This window comes from Labrys okinawensis, from assembly GCF_002982075.1.
Taxonomy (GTDB): Bacteria; Pseudomonadota; Alphaproteobacteria; order Rhizobiales; family Labraceae; genus Labrys; species Labrys okinawensis_A.
Window position 1 is genome coordinate 309325 of sequence record NZ_PUEJ01000006.1, and the last position, 17983, is coordinate 327307.

Consider the following 17983-nt stretch of genomic DNA (forward strand, 5'->3'; position numbering starts at 1 on the left):
ACTATTTGGCTAAAGTCCCGGAGCCGGCTGAGACGCCGGTTCGGCCCAGACAATCGTCGCCCCGGATCTCCATGACTCGCAACGAGGAGGAGATCCATGAACATCCAAAATCCCAAAAACAAGATCGCCGCGCCGCAAAGCGTGACCACGGGGCCGATCGCCGGCTCTCGCAAAGTCTATGCGGCTCCCGCTTCGCATCCCCGGATGCGGGTGCCCTTCCGCGAGATCGCGCTGAGCGATGCTTCGCTCGCCCCCATCCGCGTCTACGACCCCTCCGGCCCCTATACCGAGGACAATGCCAGCATCGATTTGAAGCAGGGCCTGCCGACCCTGCGCGAAGACTGGATCGCCGCCCGCGGATTCGGCGCGATCGAGGGCCGGGCCGTCAGGCCCGAGGACAATGGCAATGTCTCCGCCGACAGGCTGGTGGCCCCCTGCCCGGCGACACGCAAGCTGCGCCGCGGCGCCGACGGCCAGCGCGTAACCCAGTATGAATTCGCCAGGGCCGGCATCGTCACCGAGGAGATGGTCTATGCCGCCTTCCGTGAGAACCTCGCCCGCGAGAAAGCCCTTGACGGCGCAGCCGAGCGCCGTGCGGACGGCGAGGACTTCGGCGCGGCCATTCCTGAATTCGTTACGCCGGAATTCGTGCGCGACGAGATCGCCCTGGGGCGCGCCATCCTGCCCGCCAATATCAACCATCTCGAACTCGAGCCGATGGTGATCGGCCGCAACTTCCTGGTGAAGGTCAACGCCAATATCGGCAATTCCGCCGTCACTTCCGGCGCGGCGGAGGAAGTGGAGAAACTGGTCTGGGCCACGCGCTGGGGCGCCGATACCGTGATGGATCTCTCCACCGGGCGCAACATCCACAACATCCGCTCCTGGATCCTGCGCAATTCGCCGGTGCCGATCGGCACGGTGCCGATCTACCAGGCGCTGGAGAAGGTCGACGGCGACCCGCTCAAGCTCGACTGGGAGGTGTTCAAGGACACGCTGATCGAGCAGGCCGAGCAGGGCGTCGATTATTTCACCATCCATGCCGGCGTCCGCCTCGCCCATGTGCCGCTCACCGCCAGCCGCGTCACCGGCATCGTCTCGCGCGGCGGCTCGATCATGGCGCGCTGGTGCCTGGCCGGCCATCGCGAGAGCTTCCTCTATGAGCATTTCGGCGACATCTGCGACATCATGCGCCGCTATGACGTCTCCTTCTCGCTCGGCGACGGCTTGCGTCCCGGCTCGATCGCCGATGCCAACGACGCGGCCCAGTTCGCCGAGCTGGAGACCCTGGGCGAGTTGACCAGGATCGCCTGGGACAAGGGCTGCCAGGTGATGATCGAGGGCCCCGGCCACGTGCCGATGCACAAGATCAAGCAGAATATGGACAAGCAGCTTGCCGCCTGCGGCGAAGCGCCCTTCTACACGCTCGGGCCGCTGACCACGGATGTCGCGCCGGGTTACGACCACATCACCTCCGGCATCGGCGCGGCGATGATCGGCTGGTTCGGCACCGCCATGCTCTGCTACGTCACGCCCAAGGAGCATCTCGGCCTGCCCAACCGCGACGACGTCAAGACCGGCGTGATCACCTACCGCATCGCCGCCCATGCCGCCGATCTCGCCAAGGGCCACCCCGCCGCCAAGATCCGGGACGACGCCCTGTCGCAAGCCCGCTTCGACTTCCGCTGGGAGGACCAGTTCAACCTCTCGCTCGATCCGGATACCGCGCGCGCCTATCACGACGAGACTCTGCCCAAGGACGTGCACAAGGTCGCGCATTTCTGCTCGATGTGCGGGCCGAAATTCTGCTCGATGAAGATCACCCAGGATCTGCGCGAGGAGGTCCGGGCGATGGAAGAAGCCGCCCGGCAGGGCATGGCTGAGAAATCGCGCGAATTTCTCGAACAGGGCGGGGCCCTCTATGTCCCGGCCGAATGACGTCAAGCGCGTCACCGTGGTGGGGGCCGGCGTCGCCGGCCTCGTCACGGCGATGGAATGCGCGGAGCGCGGCGCCGAGGTCGAGATCCTGGAGCGGAGCCAGGTGCTCGGCGCCCAGGCTTGCTCCTGGCTGGCGGGGGGCATGCTGGCGCCCTGGTGCGAACGCGAAAGCGCCGAGATCGAGGTCGAGCGGCGCGGCGAACTCGCGCTGGCCTGGTGGCCGCGTCATGTGCGCGAAACCGTGCAGCGCGGCACCCTGGTGGTCGCGCCGGCCCGCGACGGCAGCGAGATCGCCCGTTTCGCCCGCCGCACAAAGGCGCATGTCCCGGTGGACGGGCCGGGCATCGCCACGCTCGAGCCGGACCTCGCCGGCCGCTTCCAGCAGGGCCTGTTCTTTCCCCGCGAGGCCCATCTCGACCCGAGACGGGCGCTGGAGGTGCTGGCCGGGCGTCTCGCCGCGCTCGGCGTGACCATCCGCTTCGGCACCGAGGCCGAACCGCATGCCCTCGATGCGGATGCCGTGATCGACTGCCGGGGCTTTGCCGCGCGCGCCGAGTTGCCGGATCTGCGCGGTGTCCGGGGCGAGGCCGTCGTGGTCCACGCACGGGGCGTGACCCTCTCCCGCCCCGTACGCTTCCTGCACCCGCGCTTTCCGCTCTATATAGTGCCGCGGGCCGACAATCGCTTCATGATCGGCGCCACCATGATCGAGAGCGAGCATGACGGGCCGCCGACTGTGCGCTCGGCCATGGAGCTGATGGCGGCGGCCTTCAGCCTGCATCCGGCCTTCGGAGAGGCCGAGATCCTGGAGCTCGAAGCTGGGCTGCGCCCCGCCTTTCCCGACAATCTGCCGCGCCTCACCGTTACAGGGCGCGTCCTCTCGCTCAACGGCCTGTTCCGCCACGGCTTCCTGCTCTCGCCGGCCTTGGCCCAGCAGGCAGCCGACACGATTCTCCCGGCGCGGACAGCCCAGCAAGGAGTTTGCGCATGACCCTCATCATCAATGGCGAGCGCCAGCAAACCGAGGCTGCCACCCTGGCCTGCCTGCTCGAAGCGCTCGAACTCGGCGACAGCGTGGTGGCCACCGCCCTCAATGGCCGCTTCATCAGGGCCGTCGACCGCGAGCGGACCGCTCTCAAGGACGGCGATGCGGTCGAGATCCTTGCGCCTCGGCAGGGGGGATGATCCCGGGTGCGCGGGTGTCACAGCGACATGCGTGCATGTCGCGGCGCCCGCACCTTTCTTTCCGCACACACGCGCTTCCAAGAGCGGACGAGACGTCCGCGGACCCGGAAATGACACCATGACCGACATCCTTACCTTCTACGATACCCCCTTCACCGCCCGCCTGCTGCTGGGTACGGCGCAATATCCCTCGCCCGCCATTCTCGCCGAGGCCGTGCGGGCGTCCGGCGCCGGTATCGTCACCGTCTCGTTGCGGCGCGAATCCGGTGGAGAACGCAGCGGCCAGAGCTTCTGGAGCCTCATCCGCGAACTCGGCGTCAGGGTGCTGCCCAACACCGCCGGCTGCCACAGCGTGAAGGAGGCTGTGACGACGGCCCAGATGGCGCGCGAGGTCTTCGGCACCAGCTGGATCAAGCTGGAGGTCATCGGCGAGGCCGACACCCTGCAGCCCGATATCTTCGGCCTGGTGGAGGCTGCCCGCATCCTCGTGTCCGAAGGCTTCGACGTCTTTCCCTACACGACCGAGGACCTGGTGGTCGCCGAACGCCTCGTCGAGGCCGGCTGCCGGGTCCTGATGCCCTGGGGCGCGCCGATCGGTTCGGGGCGCGGCCTCAACAATGTCTATGGGCTGCGCAGCATGCGGGCGCATTTCCCCGGCATTCCCCTGGTGGTCGATGCCGGCATCGGCACGCCCTCGCATGCGGCGCACGCCATGGAACTCGGCTATGATGCGGTGCTGCTCAATACCGCCGTCGCCAAGGCAGGCGACCCCGCCGCCATGGCGCGGGCCTTCGCCCTTGCCATCGAGGCCGGGCGCCTCGCCTTTCTCGCCGATCCCATGACGCCACGCGACATGGCGGCTCCCTCGACGCCAGTGCTCGGCAAGGCGGTGCTGGCATGAGCGTCGTCGATCATATTTGGCGGCTCGATCCCTTCTACCCCGTGGTCGACAGCGTTGATTGGGTGGAGCGCCTGGTGCGGCAAGGCACCAGGCTCGTGCAGTTGCGCATCAAGGACCGCGACGACGAGACCGCTCTGCCCGACATCCGCGCGGCCCTCGCCATCTGCCGCGCTCATGGCGCCGACTTGGTGGTCAACGATTACTGGCGGGCAGCCATCACGGCCGGCGCCGATTTCCTCCATCTCGGCCAGGGCGACCTCGACACCGCCGATCTCGCCGCGATCCGCGCCGCGGGCATGAAGCTCGGCATCAGCACCCATGATCATGGTGAACTCGCGCGCGCGCTCGCATGCGAACCTGATTATGTGGCATTGGGCCCGATTTACCCGACCACCCTCAAGGTCATGCCCTTCGCCCCGCAGGGGCTCGAGCGCATCGGCGAATGGAAGGAGCTGATCGGCGACCTGCCCCTGATCGCCATCGGCGGCATCACGCTCGAGCGGGCTGCGGATTGCCTTTCTGCCGGCGCCGATGTCATCGCCATGGTCAGCGACGTCACCCGTCATCCCGACCCGGATGCGCGGATCAAGGCATGGCTGGCGGCAACCCGGCCTGCAGCAGTGAAGGCATGACGGCGATCGCCCTCACCATTGCTGGTTCCGATTCGGGCGGCGGGGCCGGCATCCAGGCCGACCTTGCCGCCTTCCGCGCCTTCGGTGTGTTCGGCACCACGGCGATTACTGCCGTGACGGCGCAGAATACCCTTGGCATCAGCGCCGTCCATGTGGTGCCGCCGGAAATGCTCGCCGCGCAGATCGAGGCCGTGCTTGCCGATTTCGAGGTCGGCGCCGTCAAGGTCGGCATGGTGCCGAGCGCCGGGCACGCGCGGATCATCGCCGAATTGCTGACGGGCCGGGCGCTGCCCATCGTGCTCGATCCGGTGATGTCGGCGACCACAGGCCGGCTGCTCGGTGAGACGGGTACGCTCGCAGCGCTCAAGGCCCATCTGCTGCCGCTGGCCACCTGCCTCACACCGAATCTGCCGGAAGCGGCGATCTTGCTGGGCGGGGCACTGGCGGAGACTGAAGCACAGATGATCGAGCAAGCCGAAGCCCTCTTCGCACTCGGTCCGCAGACGGTGCTGCTGAAGGGCGGGCATGGTCATCTCGGCGAGGCCGTCGACATTCTCGCCGGTCGCAATGGCATCCGGCGCTTTGCCGGGGCCTGGGTCAGAACCGCAAACCTGCACGGGACGGGCTGCGCCCTCTCCTCGGCCATCGCGGCAAACCTCGCACGGGGCTGTACGCTCGCCGACTCGATCCAACAGGCCAAGCAATGGCTGGCGTCCCGCCTCGAAGCCGGAATCACGCTGCGGATCGGGGGCGGCAGTGGCCCAGCCGTGCCTTTTTGAGGGAAAATCGGGCAGCCATGCAAAAGGTGCAAGCCTGCCCCTTCATTGCAGCAAAGCAATCCAACGTCACATTCGGTGCCATAATGTGGCGCAAATAGGGCATGTTCTTTGCACAATTGCCGGGAGGATCGACTTGCCATGAAACGTGCTGCACAGCAGCATGAAGCGTCTCGCAAGCATAGTTCTCCCCTCTTTGCCTCCGCTACCCTCGATATTCCGCGGCTAATTCCTCGACGTTCGATTCAAGCAACACGTATAGATTTCAAAATTTGAGGAATTATCTCCATTCTTAGGTTTTATTGAGAGAAAATTTTAAAAAAATAAAGTCATTTAATTACAATTTAACTATGTGATGCCATCGCGGCGGTCTTATTTTCGCCTTGAAATCTGCGCGGGCCTGTCACCAGTTCGAAAGCCGGTGTGGCGAAAACGCTACAGACTCCGTCAACGCTTTCTGCTTATATCCAGCCACTGTGATTTTCCGGTTTTTGGAGTATCGAACTATGAAAATGCGTTTGGCCCTCGCGGCTCTCCTGCTCACCTCGACCTCGGCTTTCGCTGCCGACCTGGCTCCCCAGGCCGTCGAGCCGGCCGCTCCGGTCGTCGCTCCCGTCTACAACTGGACCGGCTTCTACGCCGGTGTCCATGCCGGTGCTACCATCGCTCAGGGCAAGATCGGCTCGGTCAAGGCTGACGGTGCTGGCTTCCTCGGCGGCGCGCATGCCGGCTACAATGCGCAGTTCGACGGCGGCTTCGTTGTCGGCCTCGAGACCGACATCGATTATTCCAGCTTCAAGAAGTCGAAGACGGACGCTGCTGGTCTGCGTGGCACCCTCAAGAACGAGTGGCAAGGTTCGACCCGCGCTCGCTTCGGCTATGCCTTCGACAACATCCTGCCCTACGTGACGGGCGGTGTTGCTTACGGCAACGTCAAGACCAGCATTGCCGGTATCGGTTCCAAGACCGACACCCGCGTGGGTTGGACGGCTGGTGCTGGCGTCGAATACGCCATCGACCAGAACTGGATCGTCCGTGGCGAAGCTCGCTATGTCGATCTCGGCGACAAGAGCGTCACCATTGCCGGCAACCGCACGAAGGTGAAGTTCGACGCCGTCAACCTGAACCTCGGCGTGAGCTATAAGTTCTGATCCGCGTATCTGGATCATTGCGTAAGGAAGAGCCCGGCGAAAGCCGGGCTTTTTCTTTGCCCGATGGCGGATTGCAGAACGGTCGCGCCAAAATAGCGGCTGTCATCACGGCGGACGCCGCTTAGGACAGCCCGGCTTTCCGACAGCTCCAGCGAGTCCTGGAACAACATGTTCCGACTGCGCATCCATTCGGCTGAACGTGCTGAAAAAGAACATATTGCGCTTCGCGCCAGCCACGGGATGTTGCAGTTCGCTCTTGGCCCCTGCACCGGAATGTACTGGTACCGTACGAGCCTTTGGCAAGGCCGATCTCTATCGCGGGGCGGTTGCCGCAAAGCTAGTCCCGGCGCTGTACCTGGATTCAAGATGGCACGACTGGCCTTATCCGATACAACCGCACTGCATCGCATTTCCATATCCGAAATTTATTTCGAATAACTCCAATATTAAGTACTTAACTCTTAAATCTAATGAAATTTTAACCTTACTTCGGCGATCGCATTTTTGAATTTCGGAAACGAGCATCGCTCCGGCTTCGGTCGTTTGTCTAGCAGTGTGGCCGGAATGCTACAGACTCTCCCAGCAGCTTCTGCTTATATACCTTCACATTGAATTTCGGTCTTGGAGTTCCAGTAATGAAAATGCGTTTGGCCCTCGCGGCTCTCCTCCTCACCTCGACCTCGGCTTTCGCTGCCGACCTGGCGCCCCAGGCTGTCGAGCCGGTCGCTCCGGTCGTCGCTCCGGTCTACAACTGGACCGGCTTCTATGCGGGTCTGCATGCCGGCGCCACCTTCGGCAAGGGCAAGGCCGAAGTTCCGTCCATCCCGGCCCGGGCCTCTTATGATGCCACCGGTTTCCTGGGCGGCGCCCATCTCGGCTACAACGCTCAGTTCGATGGCGGCTTCGTCGTCGGCCTCGAGACCGATATCGACTATTCGAGCTTCAAGAAGAGCAAGACCGTCCTTGGCACCCGCACGGAGTTCAAGAACGAGTGGCAGGGTTCGACCCGCGCCCGCGTCGGCTACGCCTTCGACAACATCCTGCCCTATCTCAGCGGCGGTGTCGCTTACGGCAGCGTGAAGGCCAGCGCGGCAGGCCTGGGATCGGTCAGCGACACCCGCGTCGGCTGGACGGCCGGCGGCGGCGTCGAATACGCCATCGACCAGAACTGGATCGTGCGCGGCGACGTGCGCTATGTCGACCTCGGCGAGGACAGCTCGCTCGTGCAGGGCGCTCGCGTCAAGACCAAGTTCGATGCGGTCAACGCCACCATCGGCGCAAGCTACAAGTTCTGATCCGCGTAACTGGATCAATGTGCAGGAAAAGCCCGGCCTCGCCGGGCTTTTTCTTTGTCCGGAGTAGTGCCTAAGACGCCACTCTGGCAGGAACACTGAAAGGCCCTTTTTCAAGCCGATACGGCAATCCCTTATTTCAATCCATTTTCCACTATCCCGTTGAAAGTCCCGACATGTCCGCCCCCGCACAGGACACGCCCTCCCTTCTTCGCCATGGCGGTTTCAGACAGTTCTGGTCGGCCCGCGTGCTCTCCACCGGCTGTTTCCAGATCGTCTCCGTGGTGATCGGCTGGCAGATTTATGATCTCACCCATTCGGCCCTCCATCTCGGTCTGGTCGGCCTGTGCCAATTCCTGCCGATGCTGGTGCTCACCATTCCGGCCGGTCACATCGCCGATCGCTTCGACCGGCGTACCGTCGTGCGCTGCTGCCAGATGGTGGCGGGACTGACGGGAGCCGCGCTCGCTCTTGCTTCGTGGCAAGGCCTGATCAACCCGGCGATCATTTTCGCCGCCGCCGTCGTGATCGGCGCCGGCCGTACCTTCGAGATGCCGACGACGGCAGCTCTGTTGCCGATGATCGTTAGTCCCGGCCAATTGCCGCGAGCCCTGGCCCTGTCCGCCTCGGCCATCCAGACCGCCACCATCATTGGCCCCGCCCTGGGAGGCCTGCTCTATATCGTCGGCCCCGGCCCCGCTTATCTCTTCGTCGCTTTCTTCTACGGCCTGGCTTCGATCCTGGTTTCGCGGCTCCGCGTCCTCGCGCCGCCGGCTGCGCGCGAGCCGGCCACACTCAGATCGGTGTTTTCTGGCTTCTCCTTCATCCGGAGCAGGCCGATCATTCTCGGGGCGATCTCGCTCGACATGGTCGCGGTACTCCTCGGCGGCGCGACGGCACTGCTGCCGATCTATGCCCGTGACATCCTCCACACCAATGCCTTAGGCCTCGGTGCGCTCAGGGCTTCCCCGGCCATCGGTGCCCTCCTCATGTCCCTGGTTCTGGCCCGTTGGCCGCTGGAGCGGCGGGTTGGCCTGAAGATGTTCGGGGCCGTCGCTCTGTTCGGCCTGGCCACTGTCGTCTTCGGCCTGTCGTCCTGGTTTGCTCTCTCGCTGCCGGCCCTGATGGTCATGGGTGCGGCCGACGTCGTCAGCGTGGTGGTGCGTTCGACCCTGGTCCAGCTCGGCACGCCCGACGCGATGCGCGGGCGAGTCAGCGCCGTCAACGCCATGTTCATCGGCACTTCGAACCAGCTGGGGGAGTTCGAATCGGGCGTTACCGCCGCGCTGTTCGGCCCGGTGGAGGCCGTGGTGCTCGGCGGCCTGGGCACGATCCTCGTCGCGCTGATATGGTCGCGCCTGTTCAAGCCGCTGCGCGATGCCGACCGCTTTCCGAGCGGGAGCGCCTGAGGGCAACCGGCCCTCTTCGACAGCCGGGTCATCCGACCCGCACGACATGCCTCGACAAGTGGCACCGGCCTGCCCATGGTGCTGACATGCGTACGCCCTCCTTCAAACGCGATTCGAAGCCGCCCCCTCCCGGCGAAGTGCCGGCCGACCTGACGATCTCCGGCATCATCGACCGGGTGACCTATCACAACGCCGAGAACGGCTTCGCCGTGCTGCGCGTCAAGGTCAAGGGGCGCAAAGACCTTGCCACCGTGATCGGCCGCACCGCTGCCATCGCGCCCGGTGAAAAGCTCGAAGCGGACGGGCGCTGGAGCGTCGATCCCGAGCGTGGACTGCAGTTTCGCGCCGACGCCATCCGCACCACCCCGCCCGGCTCCGCATCTGGCATAGAGCGCTATCTCGCCTCCGGACTGGTCCGCGGAATCGGCCAGGAAACCGCCAAGAAGCTGGTGGCCACCTTCGGCAAGGACACGCTCAAGGTCCTCGACAGCGAGCCGGACCGGCTGAGCGAGGTCGCCGGCCTGTCACCCCAGCGCATCCGGCTGATCCGCGAAGGCTGGAGCGCCCAGCAGGAGTTCCGTGACGTCCTGGTGTTCCTCACCGAGCATGGACTCGGGGCGACGCGCGCCGCCAGCGTGCAGAAGGCGCTCGGCAACAATGCGGTCGAGCTGATCAAGGCCGATCCCTACCGGCTCTCGCGCGAGGTCAAGGGCTTCGACTTTCGCACCGCCGACCAGTTCGCTCTCAGTCTCGGACATGAGCGCGAGGATCCTTCGCGCCTGACCGCCGGTCTGCTCTGGGCGCTGGGCGAGGGCGCCACCAACGGCCATTGCGGTGTGCCGCGCGAAGCTCTGTTCGAGCGGGCCGGCCGGGTCCTGGAAGTGGACGACTATCTCTTCAACGATGCCGCCACGCGCCTGCTGCAGACCCGCTCGATCATCGGTGACACCATCGAGGGGGCACCCTCTTATTTCCTGCCGGCGCTGTGGAATGCCGAGGAAGCCGTTGCCACCAGGCTGAAGCAGATGGCCGGCGGCAGCCCGCCCTGGCGACAGGAAGGCCTGCATCAGGCGGTGCTGGATACCGAGGCACGCACCCGCAAGCGCCTCGCCCCCGCCCAGGCCCTGGCGGTAGAAACGGCGCTGGCCTCCAAGCTGCTGGTGATCACCGGCGGCCCCGGCGTCGGCAAGACCACCATCATCGACACCATCATCAAGGCGCTCGAGCGCAAGGACGTGACGATCGCCCTGTGCGCGCCGACCGGCCGGGCCGCCAAGCGCATGGCCGAAAGCACCGGCCAGGAAGCCAAGACCATCCATCGCCTGCTGGAAATCGACCCGCTCTCCGGCACGTTCCGCCGGCAGCGGGCCTATCCGCTCGATGCAGACCTCGTCATCGCCGATGAGGCCAGCATGATCGATATCGAGCTGATGCGCGCCCTGCTCGACGCCCTGTCGCCGCGCGCCGCCCTCGTCCTGGTGGGCGATGCCGACCAGCTGCCCTCGGTCGGCCCCGGCCAGGTGCTGGCCGACATCATCGCCTCCGAGGTCATTCCCGTGGTGCGGCTCACCGAAGTGTTCCGCCAAGCCGAGACCAGCCGCATCATCGCCGCGGCCCATGCCGTCAATCATGGCGAGGTGCCGGAAGGCGCCAAGAGCCCGGAGGACGGCGATTTCTTCGTCGTCGACATGGCGACGGCCGAGGACGGGGCCAACAAGGTGATCGACATCGTCACCAACCGCCTGCCACGCCGCTTCGGCCTGGATCCCGTCAGGGACATCCATGTGCTGACCCCGATGAACAAGGGACCGCTCGGCTCACAGACCCTGACGCAGGCCCTGCGCGAAGTCCTCAATCCGGCCCGCGAAGGCGCGATCGTGCGCGAATTCGGTACCTTCGCCCCGCATGACAAGGTCATGCAGATCGACAATGACTACGACCGCGAAATCTTCAACGGCGATATCGGCTTCGTCACCCGCACGGATGTGAAGGCGGGGCAGCTCACCGTCACCTTCGACGGACGCGACGTCCACTACACCACCGCGCAGCTCGACAGCCTGGTGCCGGCCTATGCCACCACCATCCACAAGGCCCAGGGCTCGGAATATCCGGCGGTGGTGGTGGTGATCTCCAACGCGCATTACCCGATGCTGGCCCGCAACCTGCTCTATACCGCCATTACCCGCGGCAAGCGCCTCGTGGTGGTGGTCGCCGAAAAGCGGGCTCTGCGGCTGGCAGCGGAAAATGCGATGGGGCGCCGGCGCTGGACCCGGCTCCGCGAAAAATTGACGGCCGCCAACCCGATTGTTTCCTGAAGAACGCTTGCCGTCATGGAGCGGCGCTATACAAAGACTGGTGCAGCTGGGTGACGGGGGGACCACGAAAATGCGGCGGACACGGACGATCGGCGCTTGCGTGCTGGCGATTGCGACCGTCTGGGCCGGCCATGCCGCCGCCCAGACCAAGCCGCCTCCGGCCGCCCCGCCGGCTCCGGCAGCCCCTGTTCCCGATCCCGCTTTCGAGGCCGCCAAGGCTGCGGCCGCGGCGATGGGCGCGGAAGATTTCGCCTCCATCCAGCAGGACCTGATCTGGACCGGCGATCTCAACTCCCTGCCATCCGGCGAGATGGGCAAGCGCAGCTATGAGGCGATCCGTGCCTTCCAGAAGCGCATCAAGGCCAAGGAAACCGGCATATTCACGCCGCCCCAGCGCATCACTCTCGCCCAGCACGCCGCCAAGTTCACGGCGCGCTATGGCTTCGAAACCATCACGGAACGCGGCATCACGCTGGGCTATCCGGCCAAGCTGACCACGGTCCGGACGGACGGCAAGAACGGCCCTCATTTCGCCACGCCCAAGAACGACGTCACCCTCGACATCCTCGCCATCCCCGCCGACAAGGAGAATTTCGAGGCCCTGTTCACCCGGCTCAAGACGGAGCGGCCGGGACGCAAGGTCACCTATTCGCTGCTGCGCCCGGATTTTCTGGTGGTCGCCGGCACCAATGACGGCAAGAGCTTCTATCTGCGCTTCGTCAAGACCGATGCCGATTCACGCGGTTTCGCCCTCGGCTGGGACCCGGCGCTTTCCCCGGGCTTCGACCGGGTTGCCATCGCAATGGCCTCTTCGATGAAATTGGCGGACGGCGACCAGCCGGCCCACGTCCCGCCGGCGGCCAAGCCCGCGGAACCGCCCGCGCCTCCCGCCGAGCCGCCCAAGCCCGTGGGCCCGCCCATTCCCCTGCCGCCAGGCGCTTCGACGGCGGCCAAGGTCGGCATCGGCGTCGTGGTATCGGCGAACGGGGACATTCTGACCTATGCCGGCCTCGTGGCCGGATGCGAAACGGTGACCCTGCAGGGCGGGGCCACGGCCAAGGTGGTCGGCGGCGACTTCGGCAATGACATTGCATTGGTGCGGGCAAGCCCAGCCCCTGGCCTGGCGGCACTGGCCTGGCGCCAGCCTGCGCTGACGGAGGGCGAGGCCGTGTCGCTGCTGACAGGCGCGGCGCCCACCCCCACCACTGTCACGGCTCTGACCGGCAGCCATGACGACAGCCGCCGAGTTTCGCTGGCGTCAGGTGCGCCCGGCGCGCTGATCGACAAGGACGGGGCTTTGGCGGGCCTTGCCGCCGCCAATGGCGAGCCGACCGCCCTGAAGGGATTGTTCGTGACCGCCTTCCTGCGCGCCGCCGGCGTTACTCCTCCTGAACGCGGGGGTGATCCGACCAAGGCAACCGCCAGCCTGACGTGCAGCCCCGGCAAGCCTTAACGTCGGCCGTCCCGAGCCTTAAAGACGAGCCTTCCGGTTAAGAAATGACCGGCTGCCGCGACGATCTTCGGCAAAGCTCCGCTACGACACTTACCGGTGCATCGCGGTTGCAATTTTTCATTATTCAACAACTGCCGATCGTTGTAACAAATGGCTCAGGCTATAAAACTTCACCTTTCGGCCCTGCATGGCTTTGAACCGCCGTGCGGGTTTGAGGAACGCTAGGAAAATTGGCATGAAAGCGATCGGTGCTCGGTTTGCCGTGATCCTTGCATTGCTGCTCGTCTCGGCACCCTTAGCGTCGCCCGCGAGGGCGGAAGCCGATTTCTCATCGGCCCAGAGGGCCGCCGGCCAGTACAGCCGGGAGGAAATCACGGCGCTTCAGAGTGACCTTCCCTGGGTCGATGCCTTCGCCGATCTCAGCACTCTGCCAGAACTCGGCAGCTTCGACAGCGCCACCTTCCAGGCCATTCGCCAATTCGAACGCAAGTCGGGCATGGCCGATAGCGGCACGATCACGCCGGCTTTGATTGCCGCGGTGCGCAGCCAGGCCGATGCCTTCCGCAAGACGGTCGGCTTCAAGGAAATCACCGAGCGCGGCGTCACGCTCGGCTACGCCGCTTCGCTCATGAGCGTCCGCGAGGATCGCGCCTCCGGGCCGCGCTTCAAATCGCCGGCGGGCGACGTCGTTCTCGATATCCTCACTATACCCACAAGCAAGGAAAGCTTCGACGCCCTCTTCCAGCGGCTGCGGAAATCGCAGGGCGGCAAGAAGGTCCTCTATGCCGACACATTCGGCAATCCCTATATGGGCACCTATCAATTCGTGATCTATGGCAAGAACGGCAGCCAGTTCTTCTATATTCGCTTCCTGCAGACCCGGGACGGTTCGCGCGGCTTCACGCTCGGCTGGGACGATGAAAGTGCCGGCCCCTTCTTCAACGTGCATGCCTCGGCCATGGCGCTGTCCTTCAGGGCGGCGGGCGACGGCACGGCCAATGCGGCTTCGGCAGATGGCGTGATCTCCACCGCCGAAATCAACCGGCAGCTCGAGATCTGCGCCAAATCGAAGGACGCCGCCGAGATCGTTACGGCCTGCACGACGGCACTCTCGGCAAGCACGCTGCTGGCGAACAACCGGCCGACCGTCCTGTACAATCGCTCTGTCGGTTATAACAGGCAGAACAAGGCCGATCTGGCTCTTGCCGATATCGACCAGGCCATCGCCCTCGATCCCGATCAGGCGAGCTATTACACGCAGCGCGGACATATCCGCTACGGCCAGGCGAAATATGACGCGGCGGTGGCCGATTACAGCCAGGCCCTCGCCAAGAAAACGCCGACGGCGGCCGACTACACCTATCGCGGCAACAGCTATTACGGGTTGGAGGACTACCAGAAGGCCGTCGCCGACTACGACGCGTCGCTGCGCCTGGATCCAAACGATGTCGATACCCACGCATTTCGGGGGTCGGCGCTGCTGAGGCTGAGCCGGCCGGCCGAAGCCATGGCCGATCTGAACTTCACCATCGAGCGGGGCGGCGACAAGGTCGGTGCCGGCGAGTACAAGAATCGCGGCGAGGCACTGGTCGAGCTTGGACGCGGCGACGAAGGCAGGCCCGACTTCGTCAAGGCCGAGGAGATCGCCACCGCGAAGCTCGAGACGGACAACTACAATTTCGTCTATCGCGCCTTCGCCCGCGCCTTTATCGGCAATGGCGAGGGCGCCATTGCCGATGCGGACAAATATTTGTCCATCGACCCCAAGGCGAGCGAAGCCTTCCACGCGCGCGCGCTCGGCAATGTGGCCAGGCAGGATTTCACCAAGGCGATCGCCGATTTCTCCCAGGCCATCAGCATGGGGCGCAAGCGATTGTTCATCCAGCGCCAGCGTGGTGATGTCTATCTGAGAATTGGCCAGCCAGAACAGGCGATTGCGGACTATCAGGCCCAGCTCAATCTCACCCCCGGCAATGCCCTTGCCATGGTCGGCCTCGAAAAGGCCAGGCAGGCGATGGCCGCCAAATCGCTGGCATTGGCCAGCCCCCCGCAGGGCGGCGGTGCCCCGGCCACGACCGGTTCGCCACAGGTGGCCACGCTGGCCGCCCTGCAGCCTGCGGCGAAGGCCGAGCTCGGCCGCCGGGTCGCCCTGGTGATCGGCAATTCCGCCTATGCCCATGTCGCGGCCCTACCCAACCCGAAGAATGACGCGGCCAAGGTCGCCGACACCCTGCGCAAGATCGGCTTTGCCGAGGTGACGCTGGTGGAGGACACCGATTTCCGCAGCCTCAACCGCGCCCTGCAGGACTTCGCCGGCCAGGCCGACGGGGCCGACTGGGCGGTGATCTACTATGCCGGCCACGGCATCGAGATCGCCAACACCAATTATCTCGTGCCGGTCGATGCCAGGCTCGCCTCGGACCGCGACGTCACCTTCGAGGCCGTGCCGCTCGACCGGGTGATGGCGGCCAGCGAGGGCGCCAAGGGCATGCGCCTGGTCATCCTCGATGCCTGTCGCAACAATCCCTTCCTCGCCAACATGACCCGCAAGACGGCCACGCGCGCGGTCTCGCGCGGCCTCAGCCGGGTGGAGCCGGATGGCGGCACGCTCGTCGTCTATGCCGCCAAAGCCGGCGAGGTCGCCCTCGACGGCAGCGGCGGCAACTCGCCCTTCGTCACCGCCCTGACCGCCAATTTGCAGAAACCCGGAATCGAGATCGGCAAGCTGTTCCGCCTGGTGCGCGACGACGTGATGAAGGCCACCGACCGCAAGCAGGAGCCCTTCACCTACGGCTCCCTGCCCGGCGACGACTTCATCTTCAATCCGGGCTGAGGGATAGGCCATGGATTGGCTTGAGAAACCGGGACACACCGCGATGCGCCGATTGAAACGGCCCATTCTCGGGACATTCCTTGTCGTGGTCCTCGGCATAGGCACGATCGGCAGCACGACGGCGCTGGGGCAAACGAAACTCTCCGCCGCCGAACTGCAACGCTATATCGACATCTGCTTCAAGGCCAAGGACGGCAACGAGAACGTCGCGGCCTGCACGGCCGCCCTCTCCGCCAGCGACAAGCAATTGTCGAAGCCCAACCGCGCCATGGTGCTCTATAGCCGCGCGATCGGCTACACCAAGCTCCTGCAATTCGATCCGGCGGTCGTCGATGTCACCAAGGCGCTCGCTCTCACGCCTCAATCGGCGCGACACTACACGCTGCGCGCGCTCCTCTACAGAAAACAGGGCAAGAACGATCTGGCCCTCGCCGATTTCAACGAGGCGGTAAACAAGGGCGCGAAAGGCGCGGGAGACTATGCCGACCGCGGCAGGAGTTATTTCGACGTCGGCAACTATGAGAAGGCACTTGCCGATTTCGACACCTCCCTGCGCACGGCGCCCGACAATGCCATGGTTCACGGCTATCGCGGCGTAACGCTCTTGCGGCTGGGCCGGATCAACGAGGCTGTCGCCGACCTCACCTTTCAGATCGAAAAGGGAGGAAACAATGTCATTCCGGGCGATTACACCCATCGCGGCTTTGCTCTGATCGAACTGGGCAAACCGGACGAAGCCAAAGCCGATTTCGCCAAGGCCGAAGCGCTTGCCACGGCGAAGATCGAAGGAACCGGCACGCCGGAGGCCTATTTGTATGTCGACCGCGCCTTCGCACGGGCGCTCGGCGACAATCCGGATGGCGCCATCGCCGATGTCTCCCGCTATCTGTCGACCCAGGCCCAGGCCGCCGATGCCTTTCAAGCCAGGGCCCTCGCCTACGCAGCCAAGCGGAACTACCGGGATGCGCTGGCCGACTTTTCCCAGGCCATCAATCTGGACCGCAAGAAATTGTTCATCCTGCGCCAGCGCGGCGATGTCTATCTGGCAGCAGGGCAGCCGGAACTGGCCATCGCCGACTATCAGGCCCAGTTGAGCCAGATAGCCGGGAATGCCCTTGCCATGGCGGGGCTCGAAAAGGCCAAGCAGGCGATGGCGGCCAAGCTGCAGGCATCCACCGTCCCTCCCCAGGGCAATACGTCCCCGGCCACGCTCGGGGCCCCGCCCTCGCAGGCCAAGGCCGAGCTCGGCCGCCGGGTCGCCCTGGTGATCGGCAATTCCGCCTATGCCCATGTCGCGGCCCTGCCGAACCCGAAGAATGACGCGGCCAAGGTCGCCGACACCCTGCGCAAGATCGGCTTTGCCGAGGTGACGCTGGTGGAGGACACCGATTTCCGCAGCCTCAACCGCGCCCTGCAGGACTTCGCCGGCCAGGCCGACGGGGCCGACTGGGCGGTGATCTACTATGCCGGCCACGGCATCGAGATCGCCAACACCAATTATCTCGTGCCGGTCGATGCCAGGCTCGCCTCGGACCGTGACGTCACCTTCGAGGCCGTGCCGCTCGACCGGGTGATGGCGGCCAGCGAGGGCGCCAAGGGCATGCGCCTGGTCATCCTCGATGCCTGCCGCAACAATCCCTTCCTCGCCAACATGACCCGCAAGACGGCCACGCGCGCGGTCTCGCGCGGCCTCAGCCGGGTGGAGCCGGATGGCGGCACGCTCGTCGTCTATGCCGCCAAAGCCGGCGAGGTCGCCCTCGACGGCAGCGGCGGCAACTCGCCCTTCGTCACCGCCCTGACCGCCAATTTGCAGAAACCCGGAATCGAGATCGGCAAGCTGTTCCGCCTGGTGCGCGACGACGTGATGAAGGCCACCGACCGCAAGCAGGAGCCCTTCACCTACGGCTCCCTGCCCGGCGAAGATTTCGTCTTCAATCCGGGCTGAGGGATAGGCCATGGAGCAGCTGTGTTCACCAGGGAACTGCAATGTCCTGTGGTTGTGGCGAGAAGCCCCAGGATGCAGGTATGCGCCCAAACTCAGGTCTCTTCGGCCTGACGATCAAAGACTTGGCCCAATCTACCGATCCGGGGTTCTGTA

The 17983-nt window shown here is 65.0% G+C and carries 13 protein-coding genes; all 13 read left to right on the forward strand.

All coding sequences use genetic code 11. The features are described 5' to 3' along the window. The first annotated feature begins 96 nt into the window (after positions 1 to 96). Complete coding sequence (thiC, locus tag C5L14_RS18480) at positions 97 to 1938, forward strand: phosphomethylpyrimidine synthase ThiC (RefSeq protein ID WP_105863522.1); 1842 nt, start codon at positions 97 to 99, stop codon at positions 1936 to 1938. Beyond that, positions 1922 to 2929, forward strand: a complete 1008-nt coding sequence (thiO, locus tag C5L14_RS18485) for a glycine oxidase ThiO (RefSeq protein ID WP_105863523.1) — start codon at positions 1922 to 1924, stop codon at positions 2927 to 2929. Before thiC ends, thiO begins: the two co-directional genes overlap by 17 nt. Then, a complete protein-coding gene (thiS, locus tag C5L14_RS18490) occupies positions 2926 to 3123 on the forward strand; it encodes a sulfur carrier protein ThiS (protein WP_105863524.1) in 198 nt (65 codons plus the stop codon). Before thiO ends, thiS begins: the two co-directional genes overlap by 4 nt. Positions 3124 to 3250: 127 nt before the next feature. Beyond that, positions 3251 to 4024 (forward strand): thiazole synthase, encoded by a 774-nt coding sequence (locus C5L14_RS18495; protein ID WP_105863664.1) that lies wholly within the window; start codon positions 3251 to 3253, stop codon positions 4022 to 4024. Continuing rightward, on the forward strand, positions 4021 to 4656 hold the full coding sequence (locus C5L14_RS18500) for a thiamine phosphate synthase (RefSeq protein WP_105863525.1): 636 nt from the start codon (positions 4021 to 4023) through the stop codon (positions 4654 to 4656). The genes C5L14_RS18495 and C5L14_RS18500 overlap by 4 nt, the downstream gene beginning before the upstream one ends. After that, a complete protein-coding gene (thiD, locus tag C5L14_RS18505) occupies positions 4617 to 5435 on the forward strand; it encodes a bifunctional hydroxymethylpyrimidine kinase/phosphomethylpyrimidine kinase (protein ID WP_245443425.1) in 819 nt (272 codons plus the stop codon). Before C5L14_RS18500 ends, thiD begins: the two co-directional genes overlap by 40 nt. 503 nt (positions 5436 to 5938) lie before the next feature. Continuing rightward, positions 5939 to 6583 carry an outer membrane protein gene (locus C5L14_RS18510; protein WP_105863527.1) on the forward strand — a complete coding sequence of 215 codons (645 nt, stop codon included), beginning with the start codon at positions 5939 to 5941 and terminating at the stop codon, positions 6581 to 6583. Positions 6584 to 7218: 635 nt separating this feature from the next. Then, positions 7219 to 7878, forward strand: coding sequence for an outer membrane protein (locus tag C5L14_RS18515; RefSeq protein WP_105863528.1), 660 nt, complete (start codon positions 7219 to 7221; stop codon positions 7876 to 7878). Between the two features lie 173 nt (positions 7879 to 8051). After that, positions 8052 to 9284 carry an MFS transporter gene (locus C5L14_RS18520; RefSeq protein ID WP_105863529.1) on the forward strand — a complete coding sequence of 411 codons (1233 nt, stop codon included), beginning with the start codon at positions 8052 to 8054 and terminating at the stop codon, positions 9282 to 9284. 86 nt (positions 9285 to 9370) lie between these two features. Further along, entirely contained in the window at positions 9371 to 11599 is a 2229-nt protein-coding gene (gene recD2, locus C5L14_RS18525) for an SF1B family DNA helicase RecD2 (protein WP_105863530.1), read from the forward strand. Between the two features lie 70 nt (positions 11600 to 11669). After that, positions 11670 to 13052 (forward strand): hypothetical protein, encoded by a 1383-nt coding sequence (locus C5L14_RS18535; protein WP_181161229.1) that lies wholly within the window; start codon positions 11670 to 11672, stop codon positions 13050 to 13052. 235 nt (positions 13053 to 13287) lie between these two features. After that, the gene (locus tag C5L14_RS18540) at positions 13288 to 15885 is read left to right on the forward strand and encodes a caspase family protein (RefSeq protein ID WP_181161230.1); all 2598 of its coding nucleotides are present in this window, start codon (positions 13288 to 13290) and stop codon (positions 15883 to 15885) included. Between the two features lie 10 nt (positions 15886 to 15895). Continuing rightward, positions 15896 to 17830, forward strand: coding sequence for a caspase family protein (locus C5L14_RS18545; protein ID WP_105863533.1), 1935 nt, complete (start codon positions 15896 to 15898; stop codon positions 17828 to 17830). The last annotated feature ends 153 nt before the right edge of the window (positions 17831 to 17983 follow it).

Coding starts and splice junctions, on each gene's coding strand:
- recD2 (WP_105863530.1), top strand. CDS start 9,371: ATGCGTACGCCCTCCTTCAAACGCGATTCGAAGCCGCCCCCTCCCGGC.
- thiC (WP_105863522.1), top strand. CDS start 97: ATGAACATCCAAAATCCCAAAAACAAGATCGCCGCGCCGCAAAGCGTG.
- C5L14_RS18515 (WP_105863528.1), top strand. CDS start 7,219: ATGAAAATGCGTTTGGCCCTCGCGGCTCTCCTCCTCACCTCGACCTCG.
- thiD (WP_245443425.1), top strand. CDS start 4,617: ATGGCTGGCGGCAACCCGGCCTGCAGCAGTGAAGGCATGACGGCGATC.
- C5L14_RS18520 (WP_105863529.1), top strand. CDS start 8,052: ATGTCCGCCCCCGCACAGGACACGCCCTCCCTTCTTCGCCATGGCGGT.
- C5L14_RS18535 (WP_181161229.1), top strand. CDS start 11,670: ATGCGGCGGACACGGACGATCGGCGCTTGCGTGCTGGCGATTGCGACC.
- C5L14_RS18500 (WP_105863525.1), top strand. CDS start 4,021: ATGAGCGTCGTCGATCATATTTGGCGGCTCGATCCCTTCTACCCCGTG.
- thiS (WP_105863524.1), top strand. CDS start 2,926: ATGACCCTCATCATCAATGGCGAGCGCCAGCAAACCGAGGCTGCCACC.
- thiO (WP_105863523.1), top strand. CDS start 1,922: ATGTCCCGGCCGAATGACGTCAAGCGCGTCACCGTGGTGGGGGCCGGC.
- C5L14_RS18510 (WP_105863527.1), top strand. CDS start 5,939: ATGAAAATGCGTTTGGCCCTCGCGGCTCTCCTGCTCACCTCGACCTCG.
- C5L14_RS18540 (WP_181161230.1), top strand. CDS start 13,288: ATGAAAGCGATCGGTGCTCGGTTTGCCGTGATCCTTGCATTGCTGCTC.
- C5L14_RS18545 (WP_105863533.1), top strand. CDS start 15,896: ATGGATTGGCTTGAGAAACCGGGACACACCGCGATGCGCCGATTGAAA.